Source organism: Arthrobacter cavernae (assembly GCF_017368795.1).
In the GTDB taxonomy this organism is placed as follows: domain Bacteria; phylum Actinomycetota; class Actinomycetes; order Actinomycetales; family Micrococcaceae; genus Arthrobacter; species Arthrobacter cavernae.
Genome location: NZ_JAFNLL010000004.1, coordinates 76,433 through 92,417 on the forward strand (window position 1 = coordinate 76,433; position 15,985 = coordinate 92,417).

Consider the following 15,985-nt stretch of genomic DNA (forward strand, 5'->3'; position numbering starts at 1 on the left):
CGGCGGGCAATATGCTTAGCTAGGACGAGCCCACGAACCGGGCCGATCCATGGCTAGACGAACAGCCGTCAGCCACCCACAACCATGGAAGGCTGCTTCGAAGACAGTGGAAGAGACATTGAAGATTGTCGTTCTGGTCAAGCACGTCCCTGACGCGCAGTTCGACCGGCACATCACCGGCGCAAACAACACCACGGACCGCGACGAAAGCATCCTGTCCGAACTCGACGAATACGCCCTTGAAGCGGCGCTGCAGCTGATCGAGGCCCGCGGCGGCAGCAAGGCCGGCAACCAGGTCATCGCACTCAGCATGGGCCCCGCCGGCGCCGTCAACGCCGTGAAGAAGTCGCTGCAGATCGGCGCCACCGAGGGCGTGCACCTGAGCGATGACGCTCTGGCCGGCTCGGACGCAGCGGCAACGTCACTGGCCCTCGCGGCCGTCATCCGCCACCTCGGCGCGGACGCTCCGGTGGACCTGGTCCTGACCGGCATGGCCTCCACCGACGGCGAAACCTCCCTGGTGCCTGCGCAGCTCGCCGAACGGCTGTCCCTGCCGCAGCTGACCTTTGCGTCCAGCCTGGACGTCACCGGCGGCAAGGTCGTGGCCCGCCGCGACGGCGACACCCACTCGGACACCGTCGAAGCATCCCTGCCGGCCCTTGTCTCGGTCACGGACCAGATCAACGAGCCGCGCTACCCGAACTTCAAGGGCATCCTGGGCGCCAAGAAGAAGAAGATCACCACGCTGTCGCTTGCCGACATCGGTGTCGGAGCCTCCGAGGTCGGAACCGCCGGCTCGCTGACCGTGGTGGAGTCCGCACAGGCCCGCCCGCCGCGCACGGCCGGCACCATCATCACCGACGAAGGCGACGCCGGCATCAAGCTGGTCGAGTTCCTGGCCGCCCAGAAGCTGCTCTGAGAGGAATCCATCCATGACACAAGCACTGGTTTTCATTGACAACCCGGGGCCTGCCCTCAAGAAGAGCAGCCTCGAGCTCCTGACGATCGCCCGCTCGCTGGGGGACACCGCCGTCGCGTTCAACGGCGAACTGCACGACGACGTCGCTGCCGCCCTGGGCGCCTATGGTGCCACCACTGTCTACCGGCCCTCTGCCGCCGACCTGGACGACTACCTAGTCGCCCCGAAGGCGGCCTACCTGGCCGCCGCCGTCGCGGCCTCCGGGGCCGGAACCGTCCTGCTGGAGAATTCCGCGGACGGCAAGGAAATCGCCGCCCGCCTGGGCATCAAGCTCAACGCCGGAGTCATCACGGATGTGGTGGGCGTGGATGCCGACGGCACCGCCCACAAGTCCGTGCTGGCCGGTTCGTACAACACCACGGCCAAGGCGACGTCGGCCGTGGCCGTGCTCTCGGTCAAGCCGAACAGCGTGGACCCCGAGGCGGCCCCGGCTCCCGTCACCCCGGAAACCGTCACGGTGGAGGTTCCGGCGGATGCCGCGGCCAACGCGGCCCGCATCACGGCCCGGAGCGCCAAGCCCGCCAGCGGCCGCCCGGATCTGGGCGAGGCACGCGTGGTGGTGTCCGGCGGACGCGGTGTGGACGGCAACTTCGGCCCCATCGAGGAGCTGGCGGATGCCCTTGGCGGCGCCGTCGGCGCCTCCCGTGCGGCCACCGACGCCGGCTGGATCAGCCACGACTACCAGGTGGGGCAGACCGGCAAGACCGTTTCGCCCCAGCTGTACGTCTCCGTGGGAATTTCCGGCGCCATCCAGCAGAAGGCCGGCATGCAGACCTCAAAGGTGATTGTCGCGATCAACAAGGACGCGGAATCGCCGATCTTCGAGATCGCCGACTTCGGCATCATCGGAGACCTCTTCAAGGTGGTCCCGCAGGCCACGGAAGAGATCAAGAAGCGGAAAGGCTGATCCTTTTGACTACTGGCGTTTCGTCAGCAAAGAGCCCGTTCAACGCCTCCACGGAGCGTGTTGAGCGGGTGCTTTGTTTTACTGCCCACCCGGACGACATCGACTTCGGTGCCGCCGGAACCATTGCGGCCTGGACCGCTGCCGGCGTCCAGGTCAGCTACTGCATCATGACCGACGGCGACGCCGGCGGCTTCGATCCCGCCCACCGTGACGAGATCATCGAGATGCGCGCGGAGGAGCAGCGCCGGGCCGCGGCGCTGGTGGGCGTGACCGACATCCACTACCTGCACGAACGCGACGGGTACCTGGAACCGACACACGAGGTCATCAAGCAGGTGGTGAAGCTCATCCGCGAGATCCGCCCCGACGTCGTGCTGGCCATGCACCCCGAGCGGAACTGGGACCGCATCCAGAAGAGCCATCCTGACCACCTTGCGGTGGGGGAGACCATCACACGCGCCGTGTACCCGGCCGTGGAGAATCCTTTTGCCTATCCGGAGCTGGCCGAGGCCGGCCTGGAGGCCTACAAGCTGCCGTGGCTATGGCTTTTCGCGGGTCCGGAATCCCGTGAGAACCATTTCGTGGATGTCACCGACCACGTCGACGCCAAGCTGGCGGCCATCCGCATCCACGCCAGCCAGCACCCGGACATCGAGGGCATGGAACGGACGGTCCGTGGCATGCTGGCACGGAACGGCGAGCGGGGCGGCCTGCCTGCGGGCACCAGCGCCGAGTGCTTCCACGTGGTGTCCGTCAACGGAACCAGCACCATCGCCGGATTCTGACATTGCCGTTGTGTAACGCGTGTCATATGCTTGACCTCGGTTAAATCATATTTATTCGAGGAAGGCGGACTTTGATGGCGAAGACTGCACAGCAGCCCGTACTGGTGATCATGGGTGTCTCCGGTTCCGGAAAATCGACGGTGGCCGGCGTCCTGGCGGGGCGTCTTGGCTGGGACCTGGCCGAAGGCGACGACCTCCATCCCGAGGCCAACGTGGCCAAGATGCAGGCCGGGCAGCCCCTCAGCGATGAGGACCGCCGGCCGTGGCTGGAGACCATTGCGGCGTGGATCCGCTCGCACGCGGACCCCGGCACCCCCGCAATCATCACGTGCTCGGCACTGAAGAAGCGGTACCGGGACATCCTGCGGGGCGAGGGTGTGGTGTTCGTGTTCCTGCAGGGCAGCAAGGACAAGATCTCGGACCGGCTGGCATCGCGCCACGGGCACTTCATGCCGGCGTCCCTGCTTGAATCCCAGTTCGAAGCCCTGGAGGCACCCACGGAGGACGAGAACTACATCTCTCTGTGCGTTTCGGCCTCCCCGGCCGAAGAAGCCGAGGAAGTCATCAAACGCCTCGGCCTTTAGACGAGGAAGACCCGTCAGGAAGACAGCGTGGCTGCCGCGACGGTCGGCAAACTCGGCGACTTGGAGCCGCCGGCGGGTTCAACCGTGATGCCCAAGGCGGCCGCGCTGGAGATGCCCTTGACCACTGCCGGATGCGACAGGGCCTGGGCGTCCATGAGCCCCTGCGATACCGGGGCGGAGCCGTCCTTGGGAATGAGCCACATCTGGTAGACCTTGCCCGCCGGTGGAGCCGCCACATCGTTCATCCGGACCACCACGGCATCCTTCGCCGAGGAAATGGACACGGTGGCCGTGCCGCCTCCGGCGACGTCGATGGTGGACTGCCGGACGTCCTGGGCCTGCAGCACCTGGTTCACGGGATCGTTCTGGGCGGCCACGTAGGCACCCACGCCGACGCCGCCCAGCGCGATCACTGCAGCAGCCGCCACACCGAGCAGCCAGCCGCGCAGGCCGCCACGCCGTCGTTCGTCCCGCCGGTTCCGTGCCGCGTCGAAGTCCGCGACGCCGCTATCGAGCGCGGCTTCGGCGCGCAGCCCGGGCGCAGCCTGGGCCGTGGAGTTTTCGGGAAGCCGGTCCAGGATGTTTTGCAGCAGCCCCGCCGGAGGCTTCTCCTCGGCCGTGTAGCTGAGCGCCAGCGTTTCGCGGGTGTCCTGCACCCGGGCCAGGAAGGCCGGACCGCCGGGGGAAGTCCGGACGAAGTCATCAATCGCGGCACGTTCGGCGTGGCTCAGGGCGTCCAGGGCGTAGATCTCGGCGAGTTCCAGGAGCCGGCCCTCGGCGAGATCGGTGGGGATGTCCATGGCAAACATCCTGCGCACGAATCCGCCTGCATTCTCTTCGAACATCTAGCCCACCCCCAGGCATGACTTGAGGCGCAGGAGGCCGTCGCGGATGCGGGACTTGATGGTCGGAACTGCGGCACCCAAATGCTCGGCAACCTCCCTGTACGTAAGCCCGCCGTAGTAGGCCAGCCGGACGGATTCCCGTTGTGTTTCTGTCAGCGTGCCGAGGCAGCGGACCACGGCTTCTGCTTCGAGCCGGCTGCCGGCTTCTTCCGCGACGGAGTCGTGCTCGGTTCCGTGGTTCGCGGCGCCGAACATTGCCTCGCGGTCCGTTGCGGACTGGGCGGAGCGGACGCGGTCGATCGCGCGCCGGTGTGCAATGGTCATGAGCCAGGCCATGGGGCTGCCCGCGTCCGGGTTGAAATTCACGGCGCCCTGCCAAACCTGGAGGAACACTTCCTGCGTGGTGTCTTCGCTCAGTCCGGGGTCCACCAGGACGCGGCGGGCCATGCCGAACACCCGGCGGGATGTCAGCCGGTAGAAGTCCGCGAACGCAGCCTGGTCGCCCTGCGCCATGAGTTCCAGCAGCAGGGCGAGCTGGGCATTGACATCGGCAACGGTGCCGGACGCCTCGGTAACCCTTGAACCGGGATTGTTGGGAATGTCCATCGCTCTCAAGCATAGGACGTCGCGTTTCAAAGCTGCGGTAGGGGAGGTGCGTAGTGATTCGCGCCGGATCTCGGGCGCTGCCGCCCGGCTTTGCAGTGTGTGCACGTGCCCTCCTTGGGGGTCCCTCCGCAGGCTACTGCCTTGCACAAGGTATTCGGCGCAGAGGGTGTCCCGGATGGGCCCGGTCGTTACACCTGCGCGCCGGCGAAACCGTTCTGGCGCCACGCCTCGAACACGGCGATGGAGGCTGCATTGGCCAGATTCAGGGAGCGCAGCGAGGGACGCATCGGCAGCCGGACCCGGGCTGTGACGTGCGGGTCCTGCTTGAGCCAGTCCGGCAGCCCCACGGACTCCGGCCCGAACAGCAGCACGTCCCCTTCCCGGTACGCGATGTCCGTGTAGGAGGTCTCGCCGTCGGAGGTGAAGGCAAAGACACGCTCCGGCTGCAGGGCCGCCCACGCGGCCTCGATGTCCTTGTGGACCGTCACCACGGCGAGGTCGTGGTAGTCGAGCCCCGCGCGGCGCAGCTTGGTGTCGGAGAAGTCGAAACCGAGCGGCTCCACCAGGTGGAGTTCGGCGCCCGTAATGGCAGCGAGGCGGATGGCGTTGCCCGTATTGCCCGGGATTTCAGGAGTGTGGAAGAGGATGCGGAACACATCCCAATCCTAGCCAGCCCGCGGCCGGTTTCAGGACGGGACAGGGACGCGGCCGGGGAGCTGGACCCGGCGCCGTCAGTGCATGCCGCGCAGCAGCCGGGCCAGCACGGGGACCACTACGGTGTTCGGGGCCGGGCCCGAACTGAGGAACTGCTTCAGACCCCTGGCCAGGCCCGCGCCGTTGACCACCTGAACGGCCTCGTGCGCGGACTGGCCCCGGCCGTACTGGTCGATCACGGGCTCGTGCAGGTTGCCGTCCGGGCTGTGCAGCACCACCCAGCCGGTCACATTGAGTTCGGGGAAAATGTCCTGCATATGCCGCACAATGAGTCCCAGCTGTGGCGGGGCCACGGAGCGGCCGCCGTGCCGCAGCGAGGCGCCGTCCCAGGCGTAGGCACCCTTGGGCAGGAGCATGGAACCGATCAGGGCCAGCCGGTAACCGGACAGCACGGCGTGGTCGATGTGGCTGTTGTCCGAAGGGGAGCGGAGGCCGTTGATGAGCCGTGCCGCGGGGATGGCCGGCAGGATCTGGCGGCTGATGAGCTGGACCGTGCGCATCTCACGCTGGATCCGGGCCTCGGCGCCGAAGATGCCGCGTTTGCGGGGCATGCCGTGGACCTGCATCCCGGCCTCGTCCTTGGACAGCAACGGCACTTCGTGCGGGTCGTCGAAGGACGGGACGTAGAGGGGCGGATCGCCGGCGGTGTTCCGCGGCGCGTTGGGCCGCTTCACCCCCGTGGCGGTTGCGGCACCGGGAGCCCGCGGGCCGCCATAGTCGCCCGGGCGGGACGGGCCGCGGCCCGAGGCGCCGCTGGCGTAGCTGCGGTCGTAGTCGGCGCGCCTCTTGGGGTCGATGAGGGTCTCGTAGGCCAGCGTCACCAGGCGGAACATCGCGGGGTCGCCGCCATGGTCCGGATGCGCCTTCCGCGCAGCCTTCCGGTAGGCCACCTTGATCTCCTTCTCCGTCGCCGTAACGGGGATGCGGAGGACTTGGTAGTGCGAGCTGCTGCCCTCGGCCAAGCACGGACCCTTCTCTATGTTTGCGGTCCGCTCCGATGGGAGCGCCGGTACAGGCCAGTTTAGCCAGCCACTGTGTGAACGAGCGCGGCGGGCTCCGAGGTTCCCGGCAGGCATAATTCTCGTCGTGATTCTTCCGGCCGGGCGCCAACCGCCCCGACGACGGCCACCAGGCTCAGCATCAACCAGGGCCACTCGCGGTGCCAGGAGATGACAAGGCCTCCACGCAAGCCCTGTTCCGGTACCTCGACCCGGGCCTGGTTCCGGAGAAACTCACGGTGCAGACCCTTCGCTGGGGCGGGGAAGCGGACAAGCCAGCACCCCGCGTGGAGGTGCTGGCTCTTGAACCTCAGGCCAAGGCCGACGTCGGAGCGCGGCTGGCAATCGTCCCGCCGTCGAGTTGACCGCCCTCAACCTGACCGGACGGGAACTGACCGCCGTCGAACTGACGGGGTCCCTACTTCCGGAAGCCCGTGGCGAGCCGGTTCAGTGCCAGGGCAGCGACCAGGAGTCCGAAGTCCCGCAGCGCGACGTCGAAGAAGTTGCCCAGGACCAGCAGGTTCACGATGATGCCCAGCAGCCATACCGCCACGAGCAGGGATCCGAAGCGGGGCCGGAGGGCCACGGCCAGGCCGGCCACGATTTCGATGACGCCCACCACGTACATGAAGGTCTGTGCGGGAACGGGAACCAGGGAGGTCGCCACGGGGGCCAGGTAGATGGTCCAGTCCGTGAGGATGTTGGTGAACTTGTCCAGGCCGAAAATGATTGGCGCCACCGTGAACACGGTGCGCAGCAGGATGAACGCCTGCCGCGAAGGATCCATGGACAAGAGCGATCCGGTCTTGGCGTGCGTTGTGGACGGGGTGTTGCTCATGATGATCTCCTTCTAAAAGTGAATAACTTGATTTTAGAAGGAAGGGGGAGATTAAGCAATCAATCTTGTTTTTAGAGATATCCTTGGAACATGACAGCGCTCCCGTGGCTTCGCCGGATCTCCGCAGTGGCTTCCCTGGACGACGGCAACCGGCGCGAGCTCTATGAGTACGTGTGCAATGCCCCGGATGCCGTGGGCCGTGACAAGGCGGCGCAGATCATCGGCGTGCCGCGCAGCACGGCGTCCTTCCACTTGGACCGCCTGGTCCGCGACGGCCTGCTGGACGTCGAGTTCCGCAAGTCGACGGACAAGTCCGGGCCGGGCTCCGGGCGTCCTGCCAAGCTCTATCGCCCGGCTGTGGCCGAAGTCGGTGCCTCCGTTCCCGAGCGTCAGTATGACCTTGCGGGCGAGCTCATGGCCGCCGCGATCGCCCGCTCCATCAGCGAAGGCGGCCCTGTCCGCGAAGCGCTCGTGGAGACGGCCTACGAAAGGGGCAAAGCCACCGGCCGTGACGGGGAGTTCCTGGCCGTCCTGGCGGACCACGGCTATGTGCCGACCCCCGACGGCGACGGCGGCTACCGGCTTCTCAACTGCCCCTTCCACCGCCTCGCCGAGGGCCACTCCGAGGTGGTCTGTGCGATGAACGGCGCCTTCCTGAGCGGAACGGCGGCGGCCTGCGGGCTGCCTGAGGAAAGCGTGGAAGCTGATTCGGGGCCGGGCCACTGCTGCGCGCGGATCACGTCGCTGGACAGCTGAACCGGGCCGGGTGGCCGGTAGAATTACAGGGTGCCTGTTTACCTCGACCATGCCGCCACCACACCCATTTCCGCCGAAGCGCTGGCGGCACTGACCCGCGAACTGGCGCGCACAGGCAACCCGTCCTCGCTGCACGGCTCCGGCCGGCGCGCCCGCCGGGCCGTCGAGGACGCCCGCGAGACCCTCGCCGCGGCCGCAGGTGCGCACCCCTCCGAGGTCATTTTCACTTCCGGCGGCACCGAGGCCGACAACCTTGCCGTCAAAGGGCTCTACTGGGCCCGCCACGGCGAAAACCCCAAGCGCACCCGGATCCTGTGCTCCGCCGTCGAGCACCACGCAGTGCAGGACACGGTGGAGTGGCTGGAGCGGCACGAGGGCGCCGAAGCCGTCTGGCTCCCGGTCGATTCCGACGGTGGAGTCCGCCTGGATGCCGTCAAGGAGGCGATTGAGTGCGATCCGGAGTCGGTGGCGCTCGTGACCGTCATGTGGGCCAACAACGAGGTTGGCACCATCCAGCCCGTGGCCGAAATCGTGGACCTGGCCCGCGCCCACGGCATCCCCGTGCATTCCGACGCCGTGCAGGCCTTCGGCTCGGTTCCGGTGGACTTCCGGGCGTCGGGCCTGGCCGCGATGTCCGTCTCGGGACACAAGATCGGCGGCCCGGTGGGCGTCGGGGCACTGTTCCTGGGCCGCGCCGTCAAGCTGACCCCTGTCCAGCACGGCGGCGGGCAGGAGCGCGACGTCCGCTCCGGGACCCTAGACACCGCGTCGATCGCCGCCTTCGCCGCGGCGGCCGGCACCGCAGCCGAACACCTGGCGGGGGAACGGGTCCGGATCGGCGGACTGCGGGACCGGCTCATCGACGGCGTCCGGCAGGCGGTTCCGGAGGCCATGCTGCGCGGTGCCCCCGGCGACGGCCGGCTGCCCGGCAACGCCCATTTCACCTTCCCGGGCTGCGAAGGCGACTCCCTGCTTTTCCTGCTGGACCTGGCCGGCGTCGAGTCCTCCACCGGCTCGGCGTGCACCGCCGGCGTGCCCCGGCCCTCGCATGTCCTGCTAGCCATGGGCCTGGATGAGGACACGGCCCGCGGTGCCCAGCGTTTCAGCCTGGGGCACACCTCCACGGAGGCCGACGTCGATGCCCTGCTCGCGGCCCTGCCGGAGGCCTACGCCCGGGCCCGGCAGGCCGGCATGGCCGGGCATGAATCAAGCATCCAGACGGCCGCCACGGTTGCACGGCAGGCCGGAACAGCCCCCGCCTAAGCGAACTCAGCCTAGCCGAACTCGGCCAGCCGGCGGGGGATCTCCGGGCACTCGGTCACGCCGCCGGAAGCAACTCCTCCAGCGGCACTCCCGGATCGCTGAGCTGCCCCGCATCCACGGGGATTCTGCCGGAAATGAGCGCCTTGATGGGCTTCTGGACGCGCCGCTGGTTCACGCTCATGCCCGCCACCACGGCGCCGTCCCTGAGCCAGTAGGCAATGAAGCTGCCCTCATCGAGCGAGCCGCGGATCACCGGAGTGGTTCCGGCGGCCAAGGTGGGGAAGCCGGAGTATTCCATGCTGACCGTGAACTGGTCCGTGTAGAAGTAGGGGACCATGTCCAGCACGGCGGCCTGGCCCAGCATCGCCTTCGCCGCCACCTTGCCGCCATGGAGGGCGTTGTGCCAGTGCTCGCTGCGGTGGTGTTCGCCCGTGAACGGGTGCAGCGCATTGGCCACATCGCCGGCCGCAAAGACATCGGGGGCACTGGTCCGCAGCGAGGCATCCACCAGGATCCCGTTCCTGAGTTCCACCCCGGCGGCCTCGGCGAGCGCGGTATCGGGAACGACGCCGACGGCGATCACCACCAGGTCTGCGGGCAGCGACTCGCCCGTGTTGGTGACTACCGCGGTGACGCGCCCGTCCTGGCCCGTGATTTCGGCGGCGCTGGCCGGCAATCGGAACTGGACGCCGTTTGCCTCGTGCAGGGTGCGGAAGAAGCCGCCCAACTCGGGCCCGATGGCGGCGCTGAGCGGGATGTCCTCCAGGCCCAGCAGGGTCACGTCGTTCCCGTAGCTTCGTGCCGCCGCGGCGAGTTCCATGCCGATCCACCCGGAGCCGACCATGACCACGCGTTTGCCGCCGCCGTCCAGGAGGCCACGCAGGCGTTTGCTGTCGGCGAGCGTGCGGAAGGTCATGACGCCGTCGAGATCCGATCCGGGCAGCGGGATCCGGCGCGGTTGGGCCCCCGTGGCCAGCAGGAGCTTGCTGTACTGCAGGACTCTTCCGCCGGCCAATGCCAGCAGGTGACGGGTGGTGTCGATGCTGGACGCCGGCTCTCCCATCAGGAGTTCGACGCCGTTCTCCTGGTACCAGCCGGGCGGCAGCACCGAGACGGTTTCCTCGCCGGCCTTGCCCAGCAGGAACTCCTTGGACAGCGGCGGCCGCAGATAGGGTGGCTGCTCCTCCGCGCACAGCACCGTGACGGATCCTTCAAATCCCTCGGCGCGGAGGGTCTTGCCGGCAGTGGCGCCGGCGAGGCCCCCGCCCGCAATGACAATGTGTTCGGTGGTCATGTCTGCTCGATTCGCACGTGCGGGCCGCGGAGCCCGCGGCCCGCACGGCATCCGCATTCTAAAACCAGTAGTTTTGACATTAGAAGGCGGTGTGAGCTCCGTCAAGGTTTTTCCGGCTCGATTCGGCCGGGCGCTAGAATAGATGCGCGTGCAGACTGCCTTCGGCCGCACGCCTCCCACACTACAGAAAGCCAGCATGCGAGTTCTTGCCGCAATGAGCGGCGGAGTCGACTCCGCCGTAGCCGCCGCCCGCGCCGTCGAGGCGGGACACGACGTCGTCGGTGTCCATCTGGCGCTCTCCCGCATGCCGGGCACCCTGCGCACTGGAAGCCGGGGCTGCTGCACCATCGAAGATTCCCGTGACGCCTGGCGCGCCTGCGATGTCCTGGGCATCCCGTACTACGTGTGGGACTTCTCCGAGCGCTTCAAGGAAGACGTCGTCCAGGACTTCATTGACGAGTACGCTGCCGGCCGCACGCCGAACCCGTGCATGCGCTGCAACGAGCGGATCAAGTTCGCCGCCCTGCTGGAGAAGGCGATTGCCCTGGGCTTCGACGCCGTCTGTACCGGCCACTACGCCAAGGTCATCACCGACGCCGACGGCAACCCCGAACTGCACCGCGCCGCGGACTGGGCCAAGGACCAGAGCTACGTGCTGGGCGTCCTGACCCACGAACAGCTCAAGCACTCCATGTTCCCGCTGGCCGAAACCCCGTCCAAGGCCGAGGTTCGCGCCGAGGCCGAGCGCCGCGGCCTGTCCGTGGCCAACAAGCCGGACAGCCATGACATCTGCTTCATTCCCGACGGCGACACCGCAGGCTGGCTGGCCGAGAAGATCGACATGACCACCGGCGACATCGTGGACGAAACCGGTGCCAAGGTGGGCGAACACCCCGGTGCCAACGCCTTCACCGTGGGGCAGCGCCGCGGGCTGAAGCTGGGAACACCGGCCGCCGACGGAAAGCCGCGCTTCGTGCTGGAAATCCGGCCCAAGGAAAACAAGGTCGTGGTGGGGCCCGGCGCCCTGCTGGCGATCGATGAAATCCGCGGCATCAAGGTCTCCTGGGCAGGGCTGCCCATCGCGGAGGTCGCGACGGGCGAGGAGTTCGACTGCCACGCCCAGGTCCGCGCCCACGGCGACCCCGTACCTGCCCGCGCCCGGGTGGAACTCGTGGCCGACGAATCCGGCGTGGAACGCGAGGGGCTTCTGGTGACCCTGGTTGACCCGCTGCGCGGTGTGGCCCCGGGGCAGACGATCGTCCTGTACCAGGGCAGCCGTGTGCTGGGGCAGGCAACCATCGACGCCGCCCGTTCCCTCCAGCGCGCCGAACTCTAGCTGCACTCCAGCCGGCACTGCCGGGTCCGCCCCGGATGCCCGCCGGTTCCCCCGGTTCCGCTCCATTGCCTTGGCCTGCGCCCCAATCCATACTTGGCTAAAGCAGCGCTTCCGCTGCGGGTAGGTGGGGTTCCGCATTCGGGACGGCGATGACTGTGGCATTTCAAAAGAAAAGCCCGGGAGCCATCAGGGCCGGGCAGATGGTGCCGGTGACTGTGCTGGCGGAGGGGCCGATAGGCAACGGGGCCGCTCCGCTGACGGTCCAGCTGCGCATTCCCGTCGAACGGCTCAGGCGCGGCCCCACGGGGCACCGCTATGCGATCCACATCCGGAAGTGGCGGGGCACGAATGTGGCCCCCGTGACGCTCACCCAAGCAGGGGACCCGTGGCATCTCATCTCGGAGCCGCCGCCAGCTGACCTCCGCGAGCTGCTGGACGACACGCGCTTCCTTGCCCAGCACGTGTACGGGGTGGCCATGAACACGCTGGACCTCTTCGAAACCACGCTGGGCCGGCGGATGCCGTGGAACCCCGCGGGCCGGGTAGTCCTGAAGGCCCGTGACCGGGTGACAGCCACCGACACCGGCTACGAACGCGGCACCAACACCATCCGTTTCGGCTCGATCGACCGCATGGGCTACAAGGTTCCCACCGCATTGTTCCGGGACATCGTGGCCCACGAGGTCACGCACGCGATTCTTGACGGGTTCCGGCCGGCATGGGCGGACCAGCTGGCCACCATGGAGCAGCTCGCGATGCACGAGGCACTGGCCGACCTCGTGGCCATCCTTTCCGTGTTTTCTTCCCGGGAAGTGGTCTACCGCCAGCTGGAAGCAGCGGCCGGGGGATTCGAAGCAGGCCAGGAAGTTGACGATGCCGTGACCATGCGGACCATCTTCGACTTTGCCCGGGACCTGTACGCGCGCGGCCCGCTCCGCGAACCATTCGTTGGAGGCGTTCCGGAGAACTGGCAGGACTTCCCTGAGCCGCACGCGCGCGGTGCCGTGGTGGTCGGCGCGGTGCTGCGCGCGGTTCAGAAGCTATGGTCGGAGCGGAACGCACGTTTCGGCGATCATCAGAGCCTGCAGCAGAAGGCCGAATCGGGATCCATTGTGGGAAGCCGGATACTGCGCATGGTGATCCGGGGCCTGTCCTACATGCCACCGGTCGACGTCACCTGGCGGGACCTCCTGCGCGGCATCATCGCCGCGGACATCGACATGGTTCCCGAGGACACGAACGGCTACCGGGACACGCTCCAGGCGGAGTTTTCGGCGATCGGCATCCGCCGGGTCTCCTTGTCCAACATCACCGGCGTGGACAATTACCAGGGCCTGCGTTACCCCGTGAGGCTCTCGGCCCTGGGCTCGGACCCGCAGGAGGTGCAGCGCTTCGTCTGGGAGAACCCGCGACTCCTGGATGCCGCCCGCCTGGAACTCCGCACGCCCCTGAGCTCGACGCGCGTGCGCACCTCGGAGCGGGTGTCGCCGGACGGGTTCATCATTTCCGAGATCGGGGCGTCATTCATCCAGACTGTGCGCCTGAGCCGGCGGGAGGCCCACGTCCGGCTGGGACTGAAGACGGAACGGGAGTACGTGGACATCCGCGGTGGCGGACTTTTGCGGTTCGACGCCGGAGGCCGCCTCGTGTATGCGGCGCTCAAGCCGGTCATGGACAGGGAGAGGCAGGCGGCGATGTTCGGCTCGGACGGCCAACACGAAGCCGAGCAGGCGGCGTCGACGGGAGTCCGGAACAAGTTCCACAGCACCGGCGAGTAGCCCGCCGTCGTGCCCCCACCGCTTCGCTGGCTCCGCCGCCCCTAACTTCCCCAGGCGGCCTTGCGTGCCGCCGTCGTGCCTTCCAGTTGGGCCACCTGGTCGAAGCCGCCGGCCTTGAGTCCCTTGCTGACGAGCTTCAGGACGTCGGCGCGGCCCACCGTGCCGTCACTCTGCAGCGACTTCACGAAGTGGTGGGTGAAGGCGCCGTTGTAGCGGCCGTCGATGAGCGCATCGGCCGCAGTCTGCTCGGAGCGGCAGGCCGCCATGAGCACGGGCTTGGCCGTCTTGCCGGTCTTGACCAGGTCACGGAGGACTCTTACGTCGTTGTTTTCAGTCGCGATGACGGCCCTGGCCGTGGGTGCCGGCAGGAACCGCGGGCGCCGGCCCGGCAGGAGGTCCAGCGACTTCAGGCCGGTTCCGCTGTGGCAGGTATCCAGCACAACATCCATGAGCACGCCGTCGGGCAGCCGCGAGAAGAGGGTGAACAGCTCATCGTCCGAAATCACGGTCGCCGGATCCCAGGCATCGCCGGTGTTGTTGATGTCGTAGCAGGCGAAGGCTTCGTCCAGCCGGTCTGCCTCATCCCCGCTGGTGTCCGGGATCTGGGTGCCGTGGCTCGAGAACGTGAAAACGACGTGCTCGGCTTTGCCGGCGACGGCCAGGTCCATGATCCTGCTGAGTTCGGCCATGACGGCCTTCTTGGTGGCCTTCGCGTCACGCAGGACCGTGATGTCCCCGTCCGCGAATCCATACCTTGCTTCCAGAAGGGCGGCAAGGTCTTCGGCGTCATTCACGCACCCCTGCAGCCAGCTCGATTGCGGCAAGAACTTGAATTTGTTGATCCCTACACAGAGGGCTGCCTTGCTCATGTGCGCGTCCTTTGCACTGGTGTGGTTCGGATTTCAGCTTGGCGGCCCCACGTTCCACCGCCCGGATGTCTGCCACGGCATCGGATTCCGGCCGGCCCCATGGCCCAACGATTGTCAGCAGTTCCGGCACCACGGCCAGAAGCTGCCGTGCGCTATTCGGACACGATGCCGATGTTGAACATTTTTCCTTCGGGCTGGCGCAGGAAGATCCGCAGCCACAGCGGCAGCCACATCTCCATGCCGCGCGCGGCATCGAGCCCGCCCAGGTCACGGATGTGCCCCGGCGGCCAGCCGAATTCCTGCAGGATGCCCACCACGGTCGCCTTCGCGTCCTCGTGGTTCCCTGCAACGAACACGTCGTGCGTTCCGGGGAGCCGGCCCGGGTCCACCATGACCGGGGCGCTCAGGGTGTTGAGGGTTTTGACCACCCGCGCCTGGGGGTAGGTGCGCTGGATGGTTTCGGCGATGCTGTCCGTATTGCAGACCGTCAACGACGGCGGGAACCCCGCCGAAAAGTCGAGCGGGTTGGACACATCAATGAGGACCTTGCCCGAAAGATTCCGGGCACCGGCCTCCGCCAGGGCAGCGAGCGAGACGGTTCCCGAGGTGGCGTTCACCACGATCTCGGCAGCGGCGGCCGCCTGGGCAAAGGAGCCGGCAGAGGCACCCGGCCCGGCCTGCGCCGCCCACGCCGTGCCCTTCGGGTTCCCGGCCTCCCGGGAGCCCATGGTGACCTCGTGCCCCAGGGACACGAGCTTTCCCGCCAGGGCATGCCCTACCGGTCCGGTGCCAAGCACTGCGATTTTCATGGGATCCCCTTTGGGTCATTGATCCGAGGTTGATGTTGCTCCCGGGACGGGGGCTGCCCGGGACGAGGGCTGCCCGGGACCCCCGGGTGCCGTCATGCCCATTCTGCTCCGCATCGGGCGCCCAAGACACTGCCGTCCCGCACTTTTCCGCGAGCTTTCGCGCCAACGGGGACGTGCCGCCGCCCGGAGTAACACCGGCGGAGAGCGCACCCCACACCATAGACTGGGGGCATGACCGAGCAGAACCACGCCCTTCCAGACTCAGCTGACCCCTTCAACCCGGCAGCGAGCTCACTGTCCGGCCACGTGGACGGGTCCGTCATGGACGAGCTGCTTTCCATCCGGTCCAGCATCGACAACATCGATGCCACCCTGGTGTTCCTGCTGGCCGAGCGGTTCAAGGCCACGCAGAAGGTAGGCGTACTGAAGGCCACCTACAAGCTCCCCGCCGGGGACCCGGGCCGTGAGGCAGCCCAGATCGCGCGGCTGCGCAGGCTGGCTGAGGATGCCCATCTGGACCCTGCCTTCGCCGAGAAGTTCCTGAATTTCATCATCAGCGAAGTGATCCGCCACCACGAAGCCATCGCCGAGGATCACCAGGCCTCCACCAAGCAGGCCTAAGGT

18 protein-coding genes are annotated in these 15,985 nt (G+C 67.6%); 10 read left to right on the forward strand and 8 right to left on the reverse strand.

Annotation, left to right across the window (positions count from 1 at the left end):
* Positions 1 to 118 precede the first annotated feature (118 nt).
* The 4 genes from J1902_RS02190 to J1902_RS02205 all read left to right on the forward strand — a co-directional run bounded on the left by J1902_RS02190 (position 119) and on the right by J1902_RS02205 (position 3,255).
* The gene (locus tag J1902_RS02190; protein ID WP_207614628.1) at positions 119 to 919 is read left to right on the forward strand and encodes an electron transfer flavoprotein subunit beta/FixA family protein; all 801 of its coding nucleotides are present in this window, start codon (positions 119 to 121) and stop codon (positions 917 to 919) included.
* A gap of 13 nt (positions 920 to 932) precedes the next feature.
* The gene (locus tag J1902_RS02195; RefSeq protein WP_207614629.1) at positions 933 to 1,886 is read left to right on the forward strand and encodes an electron transfer flavoprotein subunit alpha/FixB family protein; all 954 of its coding nucleotides are present in this window, start codon (positions 933 to 935) and stop codon (positions 1,884 to 1,886) included.
* Between the two features lie 5 nt (positions 1,887 to 1,891).
* Complete coding sequence (locus tag J1902_RS02200; RefSeq protein ID WP_207614630.1) at positions 1,892 to 2,671, forward strand: PIG-L deacetylase family protein; 780 nt, start codon at positions 1,892 to 1,894, stop codon at positions 2,669 to 2,671.
* Positions 2,672 to 2,745: 74 nt separating this feature from the next.
* Positions 2,746 to 3,255, forward strand: coding sequence for a gluconokinase (locus tag J1902_RS02205; RefSeq protein WP_207614631.1), 510 nt, complete (start codon positions 2,746 to 2,748; stop codon positions 3,253 to 3,255).
* Between the two features lie 14 nt (positions 3,256 to 3,269).
* Here the strand turns inward: J1902_RS02205 and J1902_RS02210 are convergent, their stop codons facing one another.
* The 4 genes from J1902_RS02210 to J1902_RS02225 all read right to left on the reverse strand — a co-directional run bounded on the left by J1902_RS02210 (position 3,270) and on the right by J1902_RS02225 (position 6,382).
* A complete protein-coding gene (locus J1902_RS02210) occupies positions 3,270 to 4,064 on the reverse strand; it encodes an anti-sigma factor (RefSeq protein ID WP_242701528.1) in 795 nt (264 codons plus the stop codon).
* Positions 4,065 to 4,100: 36 nt separating this feature from the next.
* Positions 4,101 to 4,706: an ECF RNA polymerase sigma factor SigK gene (gene sigK / locus J1902_RS02215; RefSeq protein ID WP_207614633.1), complete on the reverse strand. Its 606-nt coding sequence runs from the start codon at positions 4,704 to 4,706 to the stop codon at positions 4,101 to 4,103.
* Positions 4,707 to 4,894: 188 nt separating this feature from the next.
* Positions 4,895 to 5,362, reverse strand: a complete 468-nt coding sequence (locus J1902_RS02220; protein WP_207614634.1) for a tRNA (cytidine(34)-2'-O)-methyltransferase — start codon at positions 5,360 to 5,362, stop codon at positions 4,895 to 4,897.
* A gap of 75 nt (positions 5,363 to 5,437) precedes the next feature.
* The gene (locus J1902_RS02225) at positions 5,438 to 6,382 is read right to left on the reverse strand and encodes a J domain-containing protein (protein ID WP_207614635.1); all 945 of its coding nucleotides are present in this window, start codon (positions 6,380 to 6,382) and stop codon (positions 5,438 to 5,440) included.
* A 197-nt stretch (positions 6,383 to 6,579) separates the two neighbouring features.
* On the opposite strand from J1902_RS02225, the gene J1902_RS02230 reads away from it, so the two are divergent.
* Positions 6,580 to 6,783, forward strand: a complete 204-nt coding sequence (locus J1902_RS02230) for a hypothetical protein (protein ID WP_207614636.1) — start codon at positions 6,580 to 6,582, stop codon at positions 6,781 to 6,783.
* Between the two features lie 53 nt (positions 6,784 to 6,836).
* Here J1902_RS02230 and J1902_RS02235 read toward each other — a convergent pair whose 3' ends face one another.
* Positions 6,837 to 7,256, reverse strand: coding sequence for a DoxX family membrane protein (locus tag J1902_RS02235; protein ID WP_207614637.1), 420 nt, complete (start codon positions 7,254 to 7,256; stop codon positions 6,837 to 6,839).
* Positions 7,257 to 7,346: 90 nt separating this feature from the next.
* Here J1902_RS02235 and J1902_RS02240 point away from each other — a divergent pair, with 90 nt between their 5' ends.
* Entirely contained in the window at positions 7,347 to 8,012 is a 666-nt protein-coding gene (locus J1902_RS02240; RefSeq protein WP_207614638.1) for a helix-turn-helix transcriptional regulator, read from the forward strand.
* 30 nt (positions 8,013 to 8,042) lie between these two features.
* Positions 8,043 to 9,275 (forward strand): cysteine desulfurase family protein, encoded by a 1,233-nt coding sequence (locus tag J1902_RS02245; RefSeq protein ID WP_207614639.1) that lies wholly within the window; start codon positions 8,043 to 8,045, stop codon positions 9,273 to 9,275.
* A gap of 55 nt (positions 9,276 to 9,330) precedes the next feature.
* On the opposite strand, the gene J1902_RS02250 is transcribed toward J1902_RS02245, so the two are convergent.
* On the reverse strand, positions 9,331 to 10,569 hold the full coding sequence (locus J1902_RS02250; protein WP_207614640.1) for an NAD(P)/FAD-dependent oxidoreductase: 1,239 nt from the start codon (positions 10,567 to 10,569) through the stop codon (positions 9,331 to 9,333).
* Positions 10,570 to 10,765: 196 nt separating this feature from the next.
* Between J1902_RS02250 and mnmA the strand changes: the two genes are divergently transcribed.
* Complete coding sequence (mnmA, locus tag J1902_RS02255) at positions 10,766 to 11,905, forward strand: tRNA 2-thiouridine(34) synthase MnmA (protein WP_207614641.1); 1,140 nt, start codon at positions 10,766 to 10,768, stop codon at positions 11,903 to 11,905.
* Between the two features lie 155 nt (positions 11,906 to 12,060).
* A complete protein-coding gene (locus J1902_RS02260; RefSeq protein ID WP_207614642.1) occupies positions 12,061 to 13,683 on the forward strand; it encodes a gluzincin family metallopeptidase in 1,623 nt (540 codons plus the stop codon).
* Positions 13,684 to 13,724: 41 nt separating this feature from the next.
* On the opposite strand, the gene J1902_RS02265 is transcribed toward J1902_RS02260, so the two are convergent.
* Both J1902_RS02265 and J1902_RS02270 read right to left on the reverse strand, forming a co-directional pair.
* Complete coding sequence (locus tag J1902_RS02265) at positions 13,725 to 14,552, reverse strand: caspase family protein (protein ID WP_207614643.1); 828 nt, start codon at positions 14,550 to 14,552, stop codon at positions 13,725 to 13,727.
* A 152-nt stretch (positions 14,553 to 14,704) separates the two neighbouring features.
* The gene (locus tag J1902_RS02270) at positions 14,705 to 15,361 is read right to left on the reverse strand and encodes an NADPH-dependent F420 reductase (RefSeq protein ID WP_207614644.1); all 657 of its coding nucleotides are present in this window, start codon (positions 15,359 to 15,361) and stop codon (positions 14,705 to 14,707) included.
* Between the two features lie 231 nt (positions 15,362 to 15,592).
* On the opposite strand from J1902_RS02270, the gene J1902_RS02275 reads away from it, so the two are divergent.
* Positions 15,593 to 15,982, forward strand: coding sequence for a chorismate mutase (locus tag J1902_RS02275; RefSeq protein WP_207614645.1), 390 nt, complete (start codon positions 15,593 to 15,595; stop codon positions 15,980 to 15,982).
* The last annotated feature ends 3 nt before the right edge of the window (positions 15,983 to 15,985 follow it).